The sequence below is a fragment of the Enterobacter sp. ENT02 genome (assembly GCF_019219165.1).
GTDB classification, from domain to species: Bacteria; Pseudomonadota; Gammaproteobacteria; order Enterobacterales; family Enterobacteriaceae; genus Enterobacter; species Enterobacter mori.
Map to the genome: position 1 here is coordinate 410209 of NZ_JAHUWD010000003.1, position 21445 is coordinate 431653.

At 57.6% G+C, this 21445-nt stretch carries 20 protein-coding genes and 1 other RNA gene; 11 read left to right on the top strand and 10 right to left on the bottom strand.

The annotated features are described in order from the left end of the window. The first annotated feature begins 72 nt into the window (after positions 1 to 72). Positions 73 to 813, top strand: coding sequence for an oxidative stress defense protein (locus KW829_RS12950; protein WP_042715527.1), 741 nt, complete (start codon positions 73 to 75; stop codon positions 811 to 813). Between the two features lie 48 nt (positions 814 to 861). Here KW829_RS12950 and argP read toward each other — a convergent pair whose 3' ends face one another. Continuing rightward, entirely contained in the window at positions 862 to 1755 is an 894-nt protein-coding gene (gene argP, locus KW829_RS12955) for a DNA-binding transcriptional regulator ArgP (protein ID WP_006178395.1), read from the bottom strand. A 127-nt stretch (positions 1756 to 1882) separates the two neighbouring features. On the opposite strand from argP, the gene rpiA reads away from it, so the two are divergent. Further along, positions 1883 to 2542 (top strand): ribose-5-phosphate isomerase RpiA, encoded by a 660-nt coding sequence (gene rpiA / locus KW829_RS12960; RefSeq protein ID WP_010435366.1) that lies wholly within the window; start codon positions 1883 to 1885, stop codon positions 2540 to 2542. Positions 2543 to 2808: 266 nt separating this feature from the next. Next, complete coding sequence (gene serA, locus KW829_RS12965) at positions 2809 to 4041, top strand: phosphoglycerate dehydrogenase (RefSeq protein ID WP_089600009.1); 1233 nt, start codon at positions 2809 to 2811, stop codon at positions 4039 to 4041. A 95-nt stretch (positions 4042 to 4136) separates the two neighbouring features. On the opposite strand, the gene KW829_RS12970 is transcribed toward serA, so the two are convergent. The 3 genes from KW829_RS12970 to zapA all read right to left on the bottom strand — a co-directional run bounded on the left by KW829_RS12970 (position 4137) and on the right by zapA (position 5312). Further along, positions 4137 to 4733, bottom strand: coding sequence for a 5-formyltetrahydrofolate cyclo-ligase (locus KW829_RS12970; RefSeq protein ID WP_218308361.1), 597 nt, complete (start codon positions 4731 to 4733; stop codon positions 4137 to 4139). 24 nt (positions 4734 to 4757) lie between these two features. Further along, positions 4758 to 4941, bottom strand: a non-coding RNA gene (gene ssrS, locus KW829_RS12975) — 6S RNA. Positions 4942 to 4982: 41 nt separating this feature from the next. Then, on the bottom strand, positions 4983 to 5312 hold the full coding sequence (zapA, locus tag KW829_RS12980) for a cell division protein ZapA (RefSeq protein ID WP_006811891.1): 330 nt from the start codon (positions 5310 to 5312) through the stop codon (positions 4983 to 4985). Positions 5313 to 5479: 167 nt separating this feature from the next. On the opposite strand from zapA, the gene KW829_RS12985 reads away from it, so the two are divergent. From KW829_RS12985 to KW829_RS13020, 8 genes are all read left to right on the top strand, one after another. After that, the gene (locus KW829_RS12985; protein ID WP_010435353.1) at positions 5480 to 6058 is read left to right on the top strand and encodes a YecA family protein; all 579 of its coding nucleotides are present in this window, start codon (positions 5480 to 5482) and stop codon (positions 6056 to 6058) included. A gap of 31 nt (positions 6059 to 6089) precedes the next feature. After that, complete coding sequence (pepP, locus tag KW829_RS12990; RefSeq protein ID WP_089600034.1) at positions 6090 to 7403, top strand: Xaa-Pro aminopeptidase; 1314 nt, start codon at positions 6090 to 6092, stop codon at positions 7401 to 7403. Then, entirely contained in the window at positions 7400 to 8578 is a 1179-nt protein-coding gene (ubiH, locus tag KW829_RS12995) for a 2-octaprenyl-6-methoxyphenyl hydroxylase (protein ID WP_218308362.1), read from the top strand. Before pepP ends, ubiH begins: the two co-directional genes overlap by 4 nt. Positions 8579 to 8590: 12 nt before the next feature. Further along, positions 8591 to 9793 carry an FAD-dependent 2-octaprenylphenol hydroxylase gene (gene ubiI, locus KW829_RS13000; RefSeq protein WP_218308363.1) on the top strand — a complete coding sequence of 401 codons (1203 nt, stop codon included), beginning with the start codon at positions 8591 to 8593 and terminating at the stop codon, positions 9791 to 9793. 397 nt (positions 9794 to 10190) lie between these two features. Beyond that, positions 10191 to 11285, top strand: a complete 1095-nt coding sequence (gcvT, locus tag KW829_RS13005; protein WP_218308364.1) for a glycine cleavage system aminomethyltransferase GcvT — start codon at positions 10191 to 10193, stop codon at positions 11283 to 11285. Positions 11286 to 11308: 23 nt separating this feature from the next. Next, positions 11309 to 11698, top strand: coding sequence for a glycine cleavage system protein GcvH (gene gcvH, locus KW829_RS13010; RefSeq protein ID WP_008499718.1), 390 nt, complete (start codon positions 11309 to 11311; stop codon positions 11696 to 11698). A 124-nt stretch (positions 11699 to 11822) separates the two neighbouring features. Next, on the top strand, positions 11823 to 14696 hold the full coding sequence (gene gcvP, locus KW829_RS13015; RefSeq protein ID WP_218308365.1) for an aminomethyl-transferring glycine dehydrogenase: 2874 nt from the start codon (positions 11823 to 11825) through the stop codon (positions 14694 to 14696). 70 nt (positions 14697 to 14766) lie between these two features. Further along, a complete protein-coding gene (locus tag KW829_RS13020; RefSeq protein ID WP_089600025.1) occupies positions 14767 to 15510 on the top strand; it encodes an SDR family oxidoreductase in 744 nt (247 codons plus the stop codon). Between the two features lie 3 nt (positions 15511 to 15513). Here KW829_RS13020 and KW829_RS13025 read toward each other — a convergent pair whose 3' ends face one another. From KW829_RS13025 to KW829_RS13050, 6 genes are all read right to left on the bottom strand, one after another. After that, positions 15514 to 16014 carry a protein disulfide oxidoreductase gene (locus tag KW829_RS13025; protein ID WP_218308366.1) on the bottom strand — a complete coding sequence of 167 codons (501 nt, stop codon included), beginning with the start codon at positions 16012 to 16014 and terminating at the stop codon, positions 15514 to 15516. After that, a complete protein-coding gene (locus KW829_RS13030; protein ID WP_218308367.1) occupies positions 16004 to 16606 on the bottom strand; it encodes a DsbA family protein in 603 nt (200 codons plus the stop codon). The genes KW829_RS13025 and KW829_RS13030 overlap by 11 nt, the downstream gene beginning before the upstream one ends. 1 nt (position 16607) lies before the next feature. Next, complete coding sequence (locus KW829_RS13035) at positions 16608 to 18617, bottom strand: protein-disulfide reductase DsbD (RefSeq protein WP_218308368.1); 2010 nt, start codon at positions 18615 to 18617, stop codon at positions 16608 to 16610. A 48-nt stretch (positions 18618 to 18665) separates the two neighbouring features. Then, positions 18666 to 19025 (bottom strand): hypothetical protein, encoded by a 360-nt coding sequence (locus tag KW829_RS13040; RefSeq protein ID WP_010435334.1) that lies wholly within the window; start codon positions 19023 to 19025, stop codon positions 18666 to 18668. 125 nt (positions 19026 to 19150) lie between these two features. Beyond that, positions 19151 to 20584, bottom strand: coding sequence for a 6-phospho-beta-glucosidase BglA (bglA, locus tag KW829_RS13045; RefSeq protein ID WP_089600032.1), 1434 nt, complete (start codon positions 20582 to 20584; stop codon positions 19151 to 19153). Between the two features lie 117 nt (positions 20585 to 20701). Continuing rightward, on the bottom strand, positions 20702 to 21433 hold the full coding sequence (locus tag KW829_RS13050) for a MurR/RpiR family transcriptional regulator (RefSeq protein WP_218308484.1): 732 nt from the start codon (positions 21431 to 21433) through the stop codon (positions 20702 to 20704). Positions 21434 to 21445 lie beyond the last annotated feature (12 nt).

Here is a 21445-nt window from a genome sequence, read left to right on the forward strand (position 1 = left end):
GAACAAGACCCGCTAAGCTTGCTGGCATGCGCCCTGATGTGAGGGCACTCTTCGCAACATGGAGGAATGACAGTGAAGTTTAAAGTGATGGCCCTGGCGGCATTAGTGAGTTTAGGTGCGGTGTCGGTGCAGGCAAATGAATTGCCAAATGGCCCGCACATCGTCACTTCAGGCACCGCAAGCGTGGACGCGGTACCGGATGTTGCAACCCTGGCAATTGAAGTGAACGTGGCCGCGAAAGATGCCGCCTCCGCTAAAAAGCAGGCTGACGATCGTGTTGCGCAATATCTCTCTTTCCTCGAGCAGAATGGCGTAGGTAAAAAAGATATTAGTTCCGCTAACCTGCGTACCCAACCGGATTACGACTACCAGAACGGGAAAAGCATTCTCAAAGGCTACCGTGCCGTACGTACCGTGGAAGTGACCGTGCGTCAGCTTGATAAGCTGAACTCGCTGCTTGATGGCGCGTTAAAAGCGGGGCTGAATGAAATTCGTTCCGTCTCGCTGGGCGTTGCGCAACCGGAGAAATACAAGGACGAAGCGCGTAAAGCCGCGATTGATGATGCAATCCATCAGGCGGAGCAGCTGGCTTCTGGCTTTAAGAGCAAGCTCGGCCCGGTTTACAGCGTGCGTTACCACGTCTCTAACTACCAGCCAAGCCCGATGGTACGCATGATGAAGGCTGATGCAGCCCCGGTTTCTGCTCAGGAAACCTATGAGCAGCCAACCATTCAGTTCGACGATCAGGTGGATGTGGTGTTCCAGCTGGAGCCAACTCAAACTCAGCAAACTGAGGCAGCTAAGGCGCAGTAATTTGCCCTCACCCTAACCCTCTCCCACAGGGAGAGGGAATTCAAGCGATTAGTCCTGTCTCAACACCTTATGCCCGAACGCCAGCAGCGCGTCGGTGACGTTGCGCATCATACGGCTTTCCGGCGCAAAGCGGTGCCAGTAGAGCATCCGGCGCTGATACAGCCCCGGTGTCAGGTCAATCAGCTCACCGCTTTTCAACTCTCTCTCAATCTGCAGGTGCGGGATCATGCAGCAGGTGGTGCCCTGACGCGCAAGCTGCACAAAGGCTTCGGACGAGTTCACGATATGGCACGGCACGCTGCCCGGCGGGAGGTCGAAGTTTTGCTGCAGGAACGCCTGGTGCATATCATCCAGATGGTCGAACGCCACGGCAGGGGCTTTCAGCAGCGCGGCGCGGGTGACGCCATTCGGGAAATAGCGCTCGGCAAAGGCTTTTGAGCCAACAAACAGGTAGTCCAGCGCACCTAGCTGATCGACAAGACAGCTTGGCAATGCCTGAGGCTGGATACTGACCGCTCCAACCACTTCACCACGACGCAGGCGCTCCTGTGTACGGGTTTCATCTTCTACCTGTAAATTCAGTCGAATAGGGGAGTCGGCCAGGACTGGCGCAAGGGCAGGCAGCAGCCAGGTTGCCAGACTGTCGGCGTTCACCGCCAGCGACAGCAGCAGCGGCGTGGAACCCGTTTGTTCATCACCCAGCCATTCATCTTCCAGCAGTTCAACCTGACGCAGCAGCGCGAGGAGCTTTTGCCCTTGCTCCGTTGGACGCGGCGGAACGGTACGCACCAGCAGGGGTTGCCCGAACATGTTTTCAAGCTGTTTGATACGCTGTGATACGGCGGACTGGGTAATGCACAACTTCTGCGCCGCGCGCTCAAAACCGCGTTCACGAATAACCGCATCAAGTGCCTGTAGTGTTCTGTAGTCCGGACGTTTCATTGCTCTGGCTTACTCCTTAATTTTGCTTAATCTGCACTATGACACAATTTTCCCTTCGTGGCAGACGAAATCCATCCGACGTGTTCTATAATGCGCCCTGAGTTTTCACACCACAGGCAAAACGATCATGACGCAGGATGAACTGAAAAAAGCAGTAGGATGGGCCGCTCTCCAGTACGTACAGCCGGGTACCATTGTCGGTGTTGGTACGGGGTCAACGGCGGCACACTTTATCGATGCCCTGGGCACGATGAAGGGGCAGATCGAGGGCGCGGTTTCCAGCTCCGATGCTTCCACGGAAAAGCTGAAAAGCCTCGGCATTACCGTTTTCGATCTCAACGAAGTGGATCGTCTGGGCATTTACGTTGATGGCGCGGATGAGATCAACGGCCATATGCAGATGATCAAGGGCGGTGGCGCGGCGCTGACGCGTGAAAAGATCATCGCTTCTGTAGCGGACAAGTTCATCTGTATCGCGGACGCCTCCAAGCAGGTCGACATCCTGGGGAACTTCCCGCTGCCGGTCGAAGTGATCCCTATGGCCCGTAGCGCGGTTGCGCGTCAGTTGGTGAAGCTGGGCGGTCGTCCGGAATATCGTCAGGGCGTAGTCACCGATAACGGTAACGTGATCCTCGACGTTCACGGTCTGGAAATCCTCGACGCAGTAGCACTGGAAAATGCCATCAACGCTATCCCAGGCGTAGTGACCGTAGGGTTATTTGCCAACCGTGGCGCGGATGTGGCGCTGATCGGCACGGCTGACGGCGTGAAAACCATCGTAAAATGATCTGACGGGGGGAGTCCTCCCCCCGCTAAAAAATTTTTGAAAAGCTAAATTCGGTGACTTGTATCACGTTTTTGAACCTCTTTTGCCGATCCTGCCATGTTTGTAAATTTCCATAGCATTTTCCTCTGACATTTTGCCCTGGATGACTTTTCTTCAGAGTGCCGACGCAAACGTTCATATTGCTGCAATAGTTTTTTTTGATATGTTGGCTACAGCGGATTCATATCCAGCACAACATCAGTTCAGACAAAAACAGGGTCGGGTAAATGGCAAAGGTATCACTGGAGAAAGACAAGATTAAATTCCTGCTGGTCGAGGGCGTGCATCAAAAAGCAATCGATAGCCTTCGTGCGGCAGGTTACACCAACATCGAATTTCACAAAGGCGCGCTCGATACCGAAGAGCTGAAAGCGTCCATCCGTGATGCCCACTTCATTGGCCTGCGATCCCGTACTCATCTGACTGAAGACGTTATTGCCGCGGCGGAAAAGCTGGTGGCTATCGGCTGCTTCTGCATCGGTACCAACCAGGTTGACCTGAATGCTGCCGCCAAACGCGGTATTCCCGTATTTAACGCCCCGTTCTCCAACACCCGTTCCGTGGCGGAGCTGGTGATTGGCGAACTGCTGCTGCTGCTCCGCGGCATTCCTGAAGCGAACGCCAAGGCGCACCGCGGCGTGTGGAACAAACTGGCGTCCGGCTCTTTCGAAGCGCGTGGTAAAAAGCTGGGGATTATCGGCTACGGCCACATTGGTACGCAGCTCGGTATTCTGGCGGAATCCCTGGGTATGCACGTGTTCTTCTACGATATCGAAAGCAAGCTGCCGCTGGGCAATGCGACCCAGGTTCAACATCTGTCTGACCTGCTGAACATGAGCGACGTGGTAAGCCTGCACGTGCCGGAAAATGCCTCCACCAAAAACATGATGGGCGCAGAAGAGCTGGCGCTGATGAAGCCGGGCTCACTGCTGATCAACGCCGCGCGCGGCACGGTTGTCGATATCCCGGCACTGGCAGATGCACTGAAGCGTAAGCATCTTGCGGGCGCGGCCATCGACGTGTTCCCGACGGAGCCCGCCACCAACAGCGATCCGTTCACCTCTCCGCTGTGCGAGTTCGACAACGTTATTCTGACGCCACACATCGGCGGTTCGACTCAGGAAGCGCAGGAGAATATCGGTCTGGAAGTAGCGGGTAAGCTGAGCAAATACTCCGACAATGGTTCTACGCTCTCTGCCGTGAACTTCCCGGAAGTGTCTCTGCCGCTGCACGGCGGTCGTCGTCTGCTGCACATCCACGAAAACCGTCCAGGCGTGCTGACCGCCATCAACCAGATCTTTGCCGAGCAGGGCGTTAACATTGCCGCGCAGTATCTGCAGACCAACTCGCAGATGGGCTATGTGGTTATTGATATCGAAGCGGATGACGATGTGGCCGAGAAAGCGCTGCAAAGCATGAAGGCGATTCCGGGGACGATTCGCGCGCGTCTGTTGTACTAATTGGCGGTTTGTGGTGTCGGGTGGCGGCTGCGCCTTACCCGACCTACGTTGAGGTTATGTAGGCCGGGTAAGCGTAAGCGCCACCCGGCTTTATTCTACCAGGTCCAGGTTTTACTGGGCGTTACCACCGCCGGTAACGGCACATCCCATTTCTCCACCGGCAACGCCTCCACGCCCTGACAATCATGCGCGTAACCCACCGGTTGTAGCCCGTACTGCTGCCAGTTTTGCAGCGTTCTGTCATAAAAACCGCCGCCCATCCCTAAACGCTGGCCCTGTTCATCAAACGCCACCAGCGGCGTGATCAGCACGTCCAGCTCAGAGAGCGGCAGCACATCGCGGACGTCGAGTTTCGGCTCGGTGATTTTCAGGCGATTCACCACCAGCTCGCTGTGCGGGTGGTAGTGCAGAAACAGCAGATTACCGTCGCTAAACGGATGCAGCACCGGCAGATACACCTTCTTCCCGGCGCGCCAGAGCTGTTCTATCAGCGGCTGGGTATCCAGCTCTCCGTCAAATGACAGAAACAGCGCAACGGTGTGCGCCATCACGACAGGGGGATACGCCATCATACGGGCGGCGGCCTGCTGGGCAAAATGCGCTTGCTGATCGGGGGTTAACGCACGGCGGCGCTGACGAATTAACTGACGGATATCCTGGCGTGAAGCAGAAACTTCAGGGAATTGAGTCATGGTAGTCGGTAGAAGAAAAGAGAGGGAATCTCCGAGATGCCGCCGCAGGCTGTAACCCTTGAACCCTTGGTTCAAGGTGAATGTGTCGTCATAGTTTTAAGGCTTCTCGGACGGACCGAGCATGCTCACCAACCATGGAGCGCCACATTCTTGTGGTATGAAATATCGGCTCAGGGGACTGGCCCGCTTGCGAACATCTCAGAGAAATTTTGTCTTCACAGTTACTCTACCATAGTCAACTGAGAAGTGTTATTCAAACTTTGGTCCCGGTCTTTCGGGATTGCGACCTTGATCAAGCAATGCCTGTTCTATGGTCTGCTGGAGCATTTTAATGCGCTGCTCCATGCTTGCCGCGTAGTCGCGGGTCTTCGCTTTTTCCTGAGTCAGTTCATAGCTGATGTTCAACGCGGCGATGAAAACCAGCTGCTCAGTATTTGTGACTCTAGTGCGTTCTTTTAGATCTTGCAACCGCTGATTCAAATCGTCCGCAGCCTGATTCAAAGCATCCCTTTGTTCAGGTGGACAATTCACTCGCAGTGAACGGCCAAAAATCTGGAGATCGACGGGTTGTGCAGACATGCCACCTTCCTGCTGATTGACTGCGCTGCCTTCGCTTACTGCCCCGGGGGCTGCGAAGGGGCGACACTATAGCTACCCTGATGTGAAGATACAAGCCCTTTTCTGGTATCACCAGGGTCCAAAGTGGTAGCATATCATGAATATCCCCCCAATGATGACGAATGCGCATGTCTATACAGAACGAAATGCCTGGTTACAAGGATTTAAACCAGTTACTGAACCAGCAGGGAGTGGGTTTAACCCCTGCCGAAATGCACGGTCTGATCAGTGGCATGCTGTGCGGCGGAAACAGCGACAGCTCATGGCAGCCGCTGATCCACGACCTCACGAACGAAGGGCTGGCGTTTGGTCACGAACTGGCAGAAGCGCTGCGTAAAATGCACGCAACGACCAGTGATTCGCTGGAAGACGATGGCTTCCTTTTTCAGCTTTTTCTGCCTGATGGGGACGACGTCAGCGTCTTCGATCGCGCGGATGCGCTCGCGGGTTGGGTAAACCATTATCTGCTGGGCCTGGGCGTGTCTCAGCCGAAGCTCGATAAAGTGACCGGCGAAGCGGGTGAAGCGATCGACGATCTGCGTAATATTGCACAGCTCGGCTACGATGAGGACGAAGACCAGGAAGAGCTGGAAATGTCCCTCGAAGAGATCATCGAATACGTGCGCGTGGCGGCGCTGCTGTGCCACGACACCTTTACGCGTTCACAGCCGACCGCGCCGGAAGTCCGCAAGCCAACCTTACATTAAGAAAAATAACGCACAGGAGGGTGTCATGGTTATCTCGAATCAAGAGTATTTGCGCCGTCGTCAGGCGCTGTTAGCCAGCATGCAGCCGGGAAGTGCTGCCCTGATTTTTGCCGCGCCCGAAGTGACGCGCAGTGCCGACAGCGAATACCCCTATCGCCAGAACAGCGATTTTTGGTACTTCACCGGGTTTAACGAGCCGGAAGCGGTACTGGTGCTGATCAAGAGCAATGACACCCACAACCACAGCGTGATTTTCAACCGCGTGCGCGATCTGACGGCCGAAATATGGTTTGGCCGCCGCTTAGGGCAAGAGGCCGCCCCGGCGAAGCTGGGCGTTGACCGCGCGCTGGCCTTTAGCGAAATCAACCAGCAGCTTTACCAACTGCTCAACGGTCTGGACGTGCTGTATCACGCCCAGGGCGAATATGCGTATGCGGATGAGATTGTCTTCACCGCGCTGGATAAGCTGCGTAAAGGTTCGCGGCAGAACCTGTCAGCGCCCGCAACCCTCACAGACTGGCGCCCGGTCGTGCATGAGATGCGTCTGTTTAAGTCTGAGGAAGAGCTCAACGTACTGCGCCGCGCGGGCGAAATCAGCGCCCTGGCGCACACTCGCGCCATGGAGAAGTGCCGTCCCGGCATGTTTGAATATCAGCTTGAAGGCGAAATTCACCACGAATTTAACCGCCACGGTGCGCGTTATCCCTCCTACAACACCATCGTTGGCGGCGGGGAAAACGGCTGCATTCTGCACTACACCGAGAACGAAAGCGCGCTCCGCGACGGCGATCTGGTGCTGATTGACGCCGGGTGTGAGTATCTGGGCTACGCAGGCGACATCACCCGAACCTTCCCGGTGAACGGTAAATTCTCGCCTGCTCAGCGCGAAATTTACGACATCGTGCTCGAATCCCTGGAAACGGCGCTCAGGTTATATCGTCCGGGAACCTCCATTCAGGATGTCACCGGTGAAGTGGTGCGGATCATGATTACGGGTCTGGTGAAACTCGGCATTCTGAAGGGCGACGTCGACACGCTGATTACCGAGAATGCCCATCGTCCGTACTTTATGCACGGCTTGAGCCACTGGCTTGGTCTGGATGTTCATGACGTGGGCGCATACGGTCCTGAACGTTCACGCGTGCTGGAGCCAGGCATGGTGTTAACCGTTGAGCCGGGTCTGTACATCGCGCCGGATGCTGACGTGCCGGAACAATACCGCGGGATCGGCATTCGCATCGAAGACGACATCGTGATCACCGAAAACGGCAATGAAAACCTGACCGCAACCGTCGTGAAGAACGCCGATGATATTGAGGCGCTGATGGCAGCGGCACGCGCATGAGCGTGATCATCGTGGGCGGTGGGATGACCGGCGCCACGCTGGCGTTAGCCATTTCGCATTTGACGAAGGGCCAGCTCCCGGTACATCTGGTTGAAGCCGTTGCGCCGCAGGGAAAGAATCATCCGGGTTTTGATTCCCGCGCCATTGCCCTGGCGCAGGGTACCTGCCAGCAGCTATCCCGCATTGGCATCTGGCAGGCGATTGCCGATTGCGCCACGGCAATTAACACCGTGCACGTGAGCGATCGCGGGCATGCCGGTTTTGTGACGCTGGATGCCCATGATTACCGTATCGACGCGCTGGGTCAGGTTGTTGAACTCCACGACGTTGGCCTGCGTCTGTTCCGTCTGTTACAGGGTGCGCCTGGCGTCACGCTACACTGTCCGGCACGCGTCGCCAGTTTTAGCCGCAGCGAAGACGCGGTGAGCGTAGCGCTCGATAATGGCACCGTTCTAGACGGTCAGCTTCTGGTGGCGGCGGACGGCTCGCGTTCGGCGCTCGGCACGCAGTGCGGCGTAGAGTGGCGGCAGCAGCCTTACGGGCAGGTCGCGGTCATTGCGAACGTCGCGACCGCAGCAGAGCACAACGGCCGGGCGTTTGAGCGCTTCACGCAGCACGGCCCGCTGGCGATGCTGCCGATGTCGGACGGGCGCTGTTCGCTTGTCTGGTGTCATCCGCAGGATAAAGCTGAAGAGGTTCGGGCCTGGTCCGACGAACGTTTTTGTACCGAGCTGCAGAAAGCCTTCGGCTGGCGACTCGGGCGTATTACCCATGCGGGGATACGTGCGGTCTATCCGCTGTCGTTAACCACCGCATCACAGTCTGTATCTCACCGCGTGGCGCTGGTCGGCAACGCCGCGCAGACATTACATCCGATTGCCGGACAAGGATTTAACCTTGGGCTGCGTGATGTCATGAGCCTGGCGGAATCGCTGGCGCTGGCATGGGGCGAGCAAAAAGATTGTGGCGCTTATTCGGTACTTAGCCATTACCAGAAGCGACGCCAGGCCGATAAAGAGGCGACAATCGGCGTTACCGATGGTTTAGTACATCTGTTTGCCAATCGCTGGGCACCGCTGGTTGCGGGTCGCAACCTCGGGCTGATGGCGATGGAACTGTTCATTCCGGCACGTGACGTGCTGGCGCAGCGGACCCTGGGTTGGGTCGCGCGTTAAGGAGTTATCACCGTGCAAAATGTTGATGTCGCCATTGTTGGCGGCGGTATGGTCGGGCTGGCGCTGGCCTGCGGTTTACAGGGCAGCGGCCTTCGCGTGGCCGTGCTGGAGCAAAAAGCGCCGCAGCCCGTCGCGCAGGATGCCCCGCCGGAACTCCGCGTCTCGGCGATCAATGCCGCCAGCGAGAAATTGCTGACGCACCTTGGCGTCTGGGCAGATATTGTGGCGCAGCGCGCCAGCTGCTATCACGGCATGGAAGTGTGGGATAAAGACAGCTTTGGTCATATAGCCTTTGACGATGAAAGCATGGGCTATAGCCATCTGGGTCACATCATCGAAAACGCGGTGATCCACCACGCGCTGTGGCAGAAAGCGCAGCAGTGCAGCGACGTGACGCTGGTTGCGCCCGCGCAGATCCAGCAGGTGGCATGGGGTGAAAACGAGGCGTTTATCACCTTACACAGCGGCGACATGCTGACCGCGCGTCTGGTGGTCGGTGCCGACGGTGCGAACTCCTGGCTGCGCAACAAAGCCGATATCCCGCTAACCTTCTGGGATTACCGCCATCATGCGATGGTGGCAACGATCCGCACCGAAGAGCCGCACGGCGGCGTGGCGCGGCAGATTTTCCATAACGACGGCATTCTGGCGTTCCTGCCGCTGAGCGATCCGCACCTGTGCTCTATCGTCTGGTCACTGGTGCCGGAAAAAGCGCAGCTGATGCAGGAGGCGACGCCGGATGCCTTTAACCAGGCGCTGTGCATGGCGTTTGATAACCGCCTTGGCTTGTGCACGCTTGAAAGCGAGCGTCAGGTGTTCCCGTTAACCGGCCGCTACGCGCGTCAGTTTGCGGCGCACCGTCTGGCGCTGGTGGGCGATGCGGCCCATACCATTCATCCGCTGGCCGGGCAGGGCGTTAATCTTGGCTTTATGGACGCGGCGGAGCTGGTAGAAGAACTGCGTCGCCTGCATCGCGAAGGGAAAGATATCGGTCAGCATCTCTACCTGCGTCGCTATGAGCGCAGCCGCAAGCACAGTGCGGCGATGATGCTGGCGGGGATGCAGGGCTTCCGGGAGCTGTTTGCCGGGGCGAATCCGGCGAAAAAACTGCTGCGCGATATTGGTCTTAAACTGGCCGATACGCTTCCTGGTGTCAAACCTCAACTTCTCCGTCAGGCGATGGGTCTTAACGATCTCCCTGACTGGCTGCGCTAACTTAGATCCCCGTCACACTTTATTTTCCCGGCCGCTGCGCCGGGGAAATTCCCTCGTTTGAAATAATCTAATTCCACCTCATTTTTCGCATTAGATTAACTAATGTCGCGTTTTTTCCGGTGCGGAAATTCGGCCCGTTTTTCCGCACGAAATATCACCATGTGCTAAATCCTGTTAGATCATTGTTAATTTTGTGCGGGGTTAATCGCATTTTTCCAGTGAATAACTCTGTAGGCTTTTCAGCGTTTTTTGGTCATAAGCTAATGTGATGGCCCGTTTTACCTTATGGTTAACCGCCGGGTTCGGTGGTAAGTTCAGGTAAAAGAGAACGTTTGCGTCGGCATTCGGGAACGAGGCCGATACCGGGTTTCACGGTGAATTTTTCAACGAGGACAAGATGGCTCAACAGACTCCTTTGTACGAACAACACGTGTTATGCGGCGCCCGCATGGTGGACTTCCACGGCTGGATGATGCCGCTGCACTACGGCTCGCAGATTGATGAGCACCACGCGGTGCGCACCGATGCCGGTATGTTCGACGTGTCACACATGACGATTGTCGATCTGCGCGGTAGCCGCACCCGGGAGTTCTTGCGTTATCTGCTGGCAAACGACGTCGCTAAACTGAAGACGCCGGGCAAAGCGCTCTACACCGGCATGCTGAATGCCTCGGGCGGCGTGATTGATGACCTTATCGTCTATTACTTCACTGAAGATTTCTTCCGCCTCGTTGTAAACTCCTCCACCCGCGAAAAAGACCTCTCCTGGATCACCCAACACGCCGAACCTTATGCCATCGATATCACCGTCCGTGACGATCTGTCGCTGATCGCCGTGCAGGGTCCTAACGCGCAGGCGAAAGCCGCGTCTCTGTTTACCGACGAGCAGCGCAAAGCAACCGAAGGCATGAAGCCGTTCTTCGGCGTGCAGGCGGGCGATCTGTTTATCGCCACCACCGGCTACACCGGTGAAGCGGGCTACGAAATTGCGATGCCAAACGAGAAGGCCGCTGATTTCTGGCGCGCGCTGGTGGAAGCGGGCGTGAAGCCTGCGGGTCTGGGCGCGCGCGATACGCTGCGTCTGGAAGCGGGGATGAACCTCTACGGTCAGGAGATGGACGAAAGCGTCTCTCCGCTGGCCGCCAATATGGGCTGGACCATCGCGTGGGAACCGGCTGACCGCGACTTTATTGGCCGTGAAGCGCTGGAGATGCAGCGCGAGAAGGGCACTGAACAGCTGGTTGGTCTGGTGATGACGGAAAAAGGCGTGCTGCGCGGCGAACTGCCGGTGCGCTTCACCGATGCCGACGGCAATCATCGCGAAGGCGTGATCACCAGCGGTACCTTCTCCCCGACGCTGGGCTACAGTATTGCACTGGCACGCGTGCCGGCGGGCATTGGCGAAACGGCGGTAGTGCAAATCCGCAACCGCGAAATGCCGGTCAACGTGACCAAACCGATTTTTGTTCGCGCCGGTAAGCCGGTCGCCTAATCATTTTTATCAGGAGAACTTCAATGAGCAATGTGCCAGCAGAACTGAAATACAGCAAAGAACACGAGTGGCTGCGCAAAGAGGCAGACGGCACTTACACCGTAGGGATCACCGAGCATGCGCAAGAGCTGCTGGGCGACATGGTGTTTGTTGACCTGCCTGATGTGGGCACGACCGTTAGCGCGGGCGACGACTGCGCCGTAGCGGAGTCCGTAAAAGCGGCTTCTGACATCTACGCTCCTGTGAGCGGTGAAATCGTTGCCGTTAACGACGCGCTGAGCGATTCGCCAGAGCTGGTGAACAGCGAGCCGTATGAAGGCGGCTGGATCTTCAAGATCAAAGCCAGCGACGAATCTCAGGTTGCCGCGCTGCTGGATGCGACCGCATACGAAGCACTGTTAGAAGACGAGTAATTGTTTATCCCCCTCTCCCTCCGGGAGAGGGCAGGGGTGAGGGTGCCAGTCTTCCCCTCACCCTAACCCTCTCCCGGAGGGAGAGGGAACTTAAATTCACTGCACGTTTCAGGAACCATCGCTCATGACACAGACTTTAAGCCAGCTTGAAAACCGTGGCGCCTTCATTGAACGTCACATTGGGCCGGATGCTCAGCAACAGCAGGAGATGCTGAAGACAGTTGGCGCGGATTCATTAAACGCACTGATCGGCCAGATTGTGCCAAAAGACATCCAGCTTGCCACGCCGCCTCAGGTCGGGGAGGCCACCACGGAATTCGCCGCTCTGGCGGAGCTGAAGGCTATCGCAGGCCTGAACAAGCGCTATAAGTCTTACATTGGCATGGGCTACACCAACGTGCAGTTGCCGCCGGTTATCCTGCGCAACATGCTGGAAAACCCGGGCTGGTACACCGCTTACACCCCTTATCAGCCAGAAGTCTCCCAGGGCCGTCTGGAAGCGCTGCTGAACTTCCAGCAGGTGACGCTGGATCTGACCGGTATGGATATCGCCTCCGCTTCGCTGCTGGATGAAGCGACCGCCGCCGCCGAAGCAATGGCGATGGCAAAACGCGTGAGCAAGCTGAAAAACGCTAACCGCTTCTTCGTGGCGGCGGACGTGCATCCGCAAACGCTGGACGTGGTGCGCACCCGTGCGGAAACCTTCGGCTTTGACGTGATCGTCGACGACGCTGACAAAGTGCTGGATCACCAGGACGTCTTCGGCGTGCTGCTGCAGCAGGTAGGTACGACGGGTGAAGTTCACGACTACGGCGCGCTGATTGCCGAGCTGAAGTCCCGCAAAGTGGTTGTCAGCGTTGCCGCCGATTTTATGGCGCTGGTGCTGCTGACGGCGCCGGGCAAACAGGGCGCGGATATTGTCTTCGGTTCTGCGCAACGCTTCGGCGTGCCGATGGGCTACGGCGGCCCGCATGCGGCGTTCTTCGGCGCGAAAGATGAATTCAAACGCTCCATGCCTGGCCGTATTATCGGCGTCTCAAAAGATGCTGCCGGTAACACCGCGCTGCGCATGGCGATGCAGACCCGCGAGCAGCATATCCGCCGCGAGAAAGCGAACTCTAACATCTGTACCTCCCAGGTGCTGCTGGCCAACATCGCCAGCCTGTACGCCGTGTTCCACGGCCCGGCTGGCCTGAAGCGTATTGCCAGCCGCATTCATCGCCTGGCCGATATTCTGGCCTGCGGTCTGCAGCAGAAAGGCCTTAAGCTGCGCCACGCTCACTACTTCGACACCCTGTGCGTGGACGTGGTGGACAAAGCGGCCGTGCTGGCACGCGCGGATGCAGCAGAGATCAACCTGCGCAGCGACATTCACAACGCCGTCGGCATTACGCTGGATGAAAGCACCACCCGCGACGATATCCTGAACCTGTTCAACGTGTTGCTGGGTGACGCGCACGGTCTGGACGTTGATACGCTGGACAAAGACGTGGCGCTCGACAGCCGCTCCATTCAGGAAAGCATGCTGCGTAACGATGCGATCCTGACGCACCCGGTCTTTAATCGCTACCACAGCGAAACCGAGATGATGCGCTATATGCACTCTCTGGAGCGCAAGGATCTGGCGCTGAACCAGGCGATGATCCCGCTGGGATCCTGCACCATGAAGCTGAACGCCGCGGCAGAGATGATCCCAATCACCTGGCCTGAATTCTCCGAGCTGCACCCGTTCTGCCCGCCAGAGCAGGCGGAAGGTTATCACATGATGATCAACCAGCTTTCCGACTGGCTGGTGAAGCTGACCGGTTATGACGCGCTCTGCATGCAGCCGAACTCCGGCGCGCAGGGCGAGTACGCGGGCCTGCTGGCGATCCGTCACTATCACGAAAGCCGCAGCGAAGGGCATCGCGATATCTGCCTTATCCCAAGCTCCGCGCACGGTACCAACCCGGCCTCTGCCCAGATGGCGGGCATGGAAGTGGTGGTGGTGGCGTGCGATAAGAACGGCAACATCGATCTGGCTGACCTTCGTGCGAAAGCCGAGCAGGCGGGTGACAAGCTCTCCTGCATCATGGTGACCTACCCGTCCACTCACGGCGTGTACGAAGAGACCATCCGTGAAGTGTGCGAAGTGGTGCACCAGTTCGGCGGTCAGGTTTACCTCGACGGCGCGAACATGAACGCGCAGGTGGGCATTACCTCTCCAGGCTTTATCGGTGCGGACGTGTCGCACCTGAACCTGCACAAAACCTTCTGCATTCCGCACGGCGGCGGCGGCCCGGGTATGGGCCCAATCGGCGTGAAAGCGCATCTGGCACCGTTTGTGCCAGGCCACAGCGTAGTGCAGATTGAAGGCATGCTGACCCGTCAGGGCGCGGTCTCAGCGGCACCGTTCGGCAGCGCCTCTATCCTGCCAATCAGCTGGATGTATATCCGCATGATGGGTGCGGAAGGACTGAAGCAGGCGAGTCAGGTGGCAATCCTCAACGCCAACTATATTGCGACTCGCCTGAAGTCCGCCTTCCCGGTGCTCTACACCGGCCGCGACGGTCGCGTGGCGCACGAGTGCATCCTTGATATTCGTCCGCTGAAAGAGCAGACCGGCATTAGCGAACTGGATATCGCCAAGCGTCTGATCGACTACGGCTTCCATGCGCCAACCATGTCGTTCCCGGTGGCGGGTACGCTGATGGTTGAGCCAACGGAGTCGGAGAGCAAAGCCGAGCTGGACCGCTTTATCGACGCGATGCTGGCGATCCGCATGGAGATCGACCGCGTGCAGGACGGTGAGTGGACGCTGGAAGATAACCCGCTGGTCAACGCACCGCACACCCAGCACGAGATGGTCGCAGAGTGGAACCACGGTTATTCCCGCGAGCTGGCGGTCTTCCCGGCAGGCGTGGCAAACAAATACTGGCCGACCGTGAAGCGTCTCGATGACGTCTACGGCGACCGTAACCTGTTCTGCTCCTGCGTGCCGATGAGCGAATACCAGTAATAATGCTGATGTAGTAACGTAGGCCGGGTAAGGCGAAGCCGCCACCCGGCTTTTTTATTGGGAGAAGCGAATGGCAATTGCACTCGTCACCGGCGCGAGCCGGGGCATCGGTAAAGCCACTGCGCTGCAGCTGGCACGTGAAGGCTACACCGTGGCGGTGAATTTTCACCATAACATCAAGGCCGCGACGGACGTGATCAATCAGATTGTTGAGGCAGGCGGTAAAGCGTTTGCCGTGCGCGCGGATATCAGTGATGAAGCGCAGGTTATGGCGATGTTTGACAGTATCGATCGTGAAGGCGAGCCGCTAACGGCGCTGGTGAACAACGCGGGTATTCTGTTCGAGCAGTCGACCATCGAAAGCCTCTCAGCCGAGCGCATTAACCGCGTGCTGGCCACCAACGTCACGGGTTATTTTCTCTGCTGTCGCGAGGCGGTAAAGCGTATGTCGCACAAACATGGTGGTAAAGGAGGCGCGATAGTGAACGTCTCTTCCGCCGCCTCCCGTCTGGGCGCACCGGGGGAATATGTGGATTACGCCGCCTCCAAAGGGGCGGTGGACTCGCTGACGACGGGATTATCGCTGGAGGTGGCAGCACAGGGCATTCGCGTCAACTGCGTACGCCCCGGGCTGATCTATACCGATATCCACGCCTCCGGCGGCGAGCCGGGGCGCGTGGATCGGGTGAAATCCATGCTGCCCATGCAGCGCGGCGGCCAGCCGGAGGAAGTCGCTCAGGCCATTACCTGGCTGCTGAGCGACAAAGCCTCCTACGTGACCGGCAGCTTCCTGGAACTGGCGGGCGGAAAGTAACAACTACGACGCAAGCCACAGCCGCAGCCGCATGCCCCAGCTGCTGGTCCAGCCGGTGGTGATCGACTTCACCTCTCCGTGAGAGATCACCACCAGCGTGGGCGTGACCTGCACGTCCCACTGGCGAGACAGGCTTCCGCTGGCGTCGTTGACCGTCGGCAGCGTCATCTTCTTCTTCGCCAGCCATCTCTCCAGCGTGGCGTTATCACCGGAGCGCAGCGCAACCGACATCACGTTGCCGCCCTCTGCGGCAAGTGACGATACGGATGGCGTGGTGTAGCGGCATACGCCACACCAGGTAGCCCAGACGTACACCAGCAGCGGACGTTCCTCACTCATGGCGATAAGGTCGACGGGCTTACCGTCGAGCGTTTGCAGCGCGGCTGAGGCGAAATTCTGCGGCAGCTCGGGCTGGCGGAAATAATCTACCGCCAGGCTCACGGCAACGCCGATCAGCAGCCACATTGCGAGTTCGCGCACCAGGCGCGGGAGCTTACTGGCCACGAGCTTGCGTCAGCTGTTCTTTCACCAGCGCCTCCAGATCCTCATAAGGAATGGCTCCCGCGACCATCTGGTCGCCAATGATGGTCGCCGGGGTGCCCTGAATATTCAACACCTGCGACAGGATCAGGTTCATTTTCAGAGAGTCCATGGTTTTATCCTCCGTCTTAATGCTGTCCGTCCCGGTCTTTGTCTGAGCCGCCGCGATGCTGGCATCGTCGTGATACCCTTTTTTCATCATCAACCGCTGGTGCAGCGCCCAGAATTTATCAGGCTGTTGCTGCCAAACCGAAAGCGCCGCTTTTGCCGCATTCACCGAGCTTTGGCCCTTGAACGGTAACAGCTTAACGATGAGCTGCACGTTCGGGTTGTCATGCACGATTTTCTCAAGCTTAGGGTCGAACTGCTTGCAGTAAGGGCAGTTGTAGTCAGTGAAAGAGACAATAATCAGCTTTGGCGCTTTCGCGCCGGTACGCGGGCTATTGGGGTCGTTGAACAGCAGTTTAGCCAACTGGTCACTGGACGCGTCATCCGACGGCGCGGCGACGCTGAACGTGGATAAAGACAGCATAAGCAAGGCAATAAAGGTTCTCATGTTATTTTCCTTTCGCATCGGACAGGGTGGTAAGCACCGCGTCGCGGCTTAATAACGCAGGCAGCACGTGGCCCTGCGGTAATCCCGGCCCGTAAATCTGGTTAAACGGCACGGCGGCGCTGCCGCGCGTGGTTAAGAACTGACTAATGCTGTCGGAAGGACGGCTCCAGTCTCCGCGCAGGGCGACAATATCCGGTGCGGAAAGCGCATCCTGCACGTCGTCGCGCAGCAGAACGTTGTACTTATTGGCTTTACAGGTCACGCACCAGTCGGCGGTCACGTCAACAAACACCCGCTTGTTGTCAGCCAGCGCGCGGGCAATCGCCTCTTCACTCAGCGGCTGCCAGTTCACCCGATCGCGACGGCCGTGCTCCCCGCCGGGGGCGGTTATAAACGCCGCTGCGGCGGCAACGACCAGGGCAAAGGCACCGGCACGCAGCGCGGTTTGCCAGCGGTAGCGCCAGGCAGTAACCAGCAGCAGGATAAGGATCAGCGTCACACCCAGCGTGATGACGGGCAGCGTGCCGATATGCACCACCAGCAGGCTCAGCAGCCACAGGGATGAGCCGAGCATCATCAATCCCAATATCACTCGCACCACGTTCATCCAGCGCCCTGGACGCGGCAGCCTCTGTGCCAGCCCCGGCCAGGCCGCCACCAGCAGCCAGGGAAGGCTCATGCCGACACCCATCGCAAAGAAGATGCCCCACAGCAGCGGGAGCGGTGCCGCCAGCGCAACCGACACGGCAGTACCCAGGAACGGCGCGGTGCAGGGCGTTGCCAGCAGGGTGGCAAACGCGCCTTGCCAGAAATGGCCCGCGAGCCCGTTGCCGCCGCGCGTGGCAAGGAAGGTGCTGGCAGAGGAGGGGAGGCGGATCTCAAACAATCCCAGCAGGCTGGCACTGAACAGCACCATCACCAGCGCCATCGCAGCGATAAACCACGGGTTCTGGAACTGGATCCCCCAGCCGAGCGCCTGATTACCTAAACGCAGCACCGTCATCATTAGCGCCAGCGCAAGGAACGAAATGACGATCCCGCCTACCGAGGCAAGAAACTGCCTGCGTATCTGGCCGCGCGCCTGACGTTCTGTTTGCATCAGCGTGCCGAGCTTCATGGCCAGAACGGGCAGCACGCAGGGCATGACGTTCAGGATCAGGCCGCCAGCCAGCGCCATCAGCAGCACCCAGCCTAACGAGAACGCTGGCGTGAGGGTACCTTTCCCGATATCCAGACTGGACGCCTGCGCCTGGCCGCTATCCGCGAGAACGACTGACAGCGTTTTGCCGCTGATGTCAGGTGCAGCGTCGCCCCAGCTGTCCGTCACCGGGATGGTGGCGACAAGAGACCCGCTGCGCACGGAAAAGGTTGGCTTGCCGAAATCAACATCGTCCATGCTGTCGATAAACAGCGAGGGCAGCTGCCAGCCTGCGTCACGTTGTGCCGTTACGGTCAGCTTGCCGGAGGTGTAGCTGGCGCTAATCGCTGACGTCAATCCGCTACTGAGCGGTAGCGTGCCCATCGCCCGACGGTAATCGTAATCAAAGTCGCCGCCCGCGCTGGTCGTCAGATCCAGAGAGAACGGGTAGTCGGTGAGAATACAGACGTTGCTGCAGGTAGACAGCGTCAGCACGCCGCTCAGGGTTTTTGGCGACTCGCCACGCACCGTAATGGGAAAACTCACGTCGCCGTGATAACCCTGCGTGGTGATGCCAGCAACGTCGAAACGCTCGGGCGTAGGCCAGCGCCAGGTGGCATCAACCGGTTGATGCCATAGAATGGCAGGGGCAACGCCCCCTTCTCCCGGCGAGCGCCAGTAGGTTTTCCACCCTTTTTCAAGGGCGACATCCAGCAGCAGGCGGATATCGCCATTATTGTCAGGCTGCGCGCGCAGCCTGACGCTGGCGTGTTGATTATCGGCGGCACGCAGCCAGCCGCTGTCGGCGGCCTGGCTGAGGGGCAGCCATAGCCAAAGCAGGCAGACCAGCAGTCGCCTGAATACAGTAAACATAAATTTTCTCCGTAAATGATGAATTAACCTGATGTGTCAGGCGAATGCTCATTCACGGAAGACGCAGAGTCTTAGATGTACCCGTAATCGGGGCGGGGAGATAACGCGGGGAGGCCACAGCCGCTCGCGGCGTGGCGGATTCGCGGCCAGTAGCGCAAGAAGCAGGGTGACGGCAAAGAGAGCACCTTCAAACAGTATTGGCGGAACGGCCATCAGCGATTTAGCGCTGAGTTCACAGGGCGTCACCGGTGCGTCGATGCTCTCCTGCCCCTGCTGGACAGGCTGGCTTACGGCGGTGACGTTCATGACAAGCGCGTGCATCCCGGCCATCCGCTGGGCGGTGCATATCAGCACCACCAGACAGGCCAGGGCAACAAGCAGGATAGCGTTGCGTTGTCGTTTGATCATCTTTGCCTCAAATATTCACGAGGCTTATCTTATAGGGCGCAGGTTTTTTGGCAACGCTTAAGCTGTAAAGAAGTGTCTGGGAGATAAGAGGTTTGCCCTCTCCTGTGCGAGGAGAGGGCGATGAATTACAGCGTTTCGCCGTTGCTGGCAATCACGGTTTTATACCAGTCGAAGCTCTTCTTACGGGAGCGAGACATGTCACCTGTACCGTCGTCGTGCTTGTTCACGTAGATAAAGCCATAGCGCTTGCTGTACTGACCGGTGGTAAAGGAGACGCAGTCGATGCAGCCCCACGGGGTGTAGCCCATCAGATCCACGCCGTCGTACGTCACGGCCTTCATCATCTCTTCCACGTGGGCGCGCAGGTAGTCGATGCGGTAGTCATCGTTGATGCTGCCGTCTTCTTCCACTTTGTCGTAGGCGCCGAAACCGTTCTCCACGATAAACAGCGGCTTCTGATAGCGCTCGTACAGTTCGCACAGCGCATAGCGCAGACCCACCGGGTCAATCTGCCAGCCCCAGTCGGAAGCTTTGACGTGCGGATTCGGCACGCTGCCTTCGAAACCGGAAATCGCATCGCCGGTGCCGCCTTCCGCTTTGACCGCGTTGGTCATGTAATAGCTGAATCCCAGGTAGTCGCACGTCCCATCACGCAGGATCTGCTCGTCTCCCGCTTCCATTTTGATGGAGAAACCGCGGCGCTCCCACTCGTTCAGCACGTAGGACGGGTAATAGCCGCGCAACTGGACGTCGGTAAAGACGTAGCGCTCGCGCATGGATTCCTGGGCGAACATCACGTCTTCTGGTTTACAGGAGAACGGATAGAGGGCCACCATCGCCAGCATGCAGCCGACTTTCATCTCCGGGTTGATGCGACGGGCAGCTTTCACCGCCAGCGCGCTGGCCACGAACTGGTGGTGCAGCACCTGGTACATGGTCTCTTCCGGATTGTCGTGTTCGGTATAGACCACGCCGGAGCAGCAGTAGCCGAACAGCGGCGCGCGCCAGTTACGCTGGTTGTTAATTTCGTTGAAGGTCATCCAGTATTTGACCTTATTTTTGTAGCGCTCAAACACGACCTCGGAGAAGCGCACAAAGAAATCGACCACTTTGCGGTTGGTCCAGCCGCCGTACGCCTGCACCAGGTGCAGCGGCATTTCGAAGTGGGAGAGGGTGATGACCGGCTCGATGTTGTACTTCAGCAGCTCGTCGAACATGTCGTCGTAGAACTTCAGTCCCTCTTCGTTTGGCTGCGTTTCATCACCCTTCGGGAAAATACGTGTCCAGGCGATGGAGGTGCGGAAGCACTTGAAGCCCATCTCGGCAAACAGCTTGATGTCTTCTTTGTAGTGGCCGTGGAAATCTACCGCGTCGTGGTTTGGGTAGTATTTACCAGGCACCACCTCCTGAGTGATTTCACGCGGTACGCCGTGTGCACCGCCGGTCAGGACGTCGCAAATGCTTGGCCCTTTGCCGCCTTTATTCCAGCCGCCTTCAACCTGGTGAGCCGCAACCGCGCCGCCCCATAAAAAATCTTTCGGTAAGGTCAGTTTTTTCATCTTTGCTATTTCTCAATTCAGGACTCATTGAAATCGAGTCTAGCAAAGCGAAATTAAATGTCACGATATAACAATTTGAGCGCGATGTGATTTGTTACATCAAAAAAACAGGGTGTTTTATTCTGCTAATTTCTTCGCCAGCTTACGCCCAAGCGATTCCAGAATATAGATGACGGGAATTTGGGTGGTAATATCGTACACGCCTGCAATACGCGTTTGAGGCACATGCCAGGAGAGGTTAAAGTCCGCCAGCTTTGCCAGGCGTGAGTGTTCGTGACTGGTGATAGAGAGCACCTTGCAATGGTGCAGACTGAACTGGCTGGCAAAGCGCAGGATCTCCTCGGTTTCACCCGAGACGGAGAGCACGATAGCCAGCGCATTTTTTGCCATATCATTGGTGACGGGAAAATAAGGATCGTCGATATGGTTGCTGAATTTTCCGATATTTGAAAAAAAACGTGCGCCATATTTTGCCAGTGAACCGGACGTGCCCGCTCCGACAAATATAATGCGTTCTGAAGATAAAATAATATCTACAGCGTCATCTAATAACGCATCAAACTCTTCATTGTTGACGCTTTTAAAGAAGCTGATAATTTCACTGGCACCAAAATTGGCCTGCTGCGGTTCATTTTGCTCTAAATAGAGCTTAAAGCGCACGCGGAATTCAGAGTAGCCGTCGCAGTTCAGCTTGCGGCAAAAGCGCAGGATAGTAGTGGTGGAGACGCCAGCCGCGTCCGCCAGTTCGCGGATGGTCATGTACATCACTTTGTCACGGTTCTTAATGACGTAGTTGTAGACCATCATCTCAAGATTGTTGAGACCGGCAATGGCGGAATGGGTGAACATACTCACGGCAGC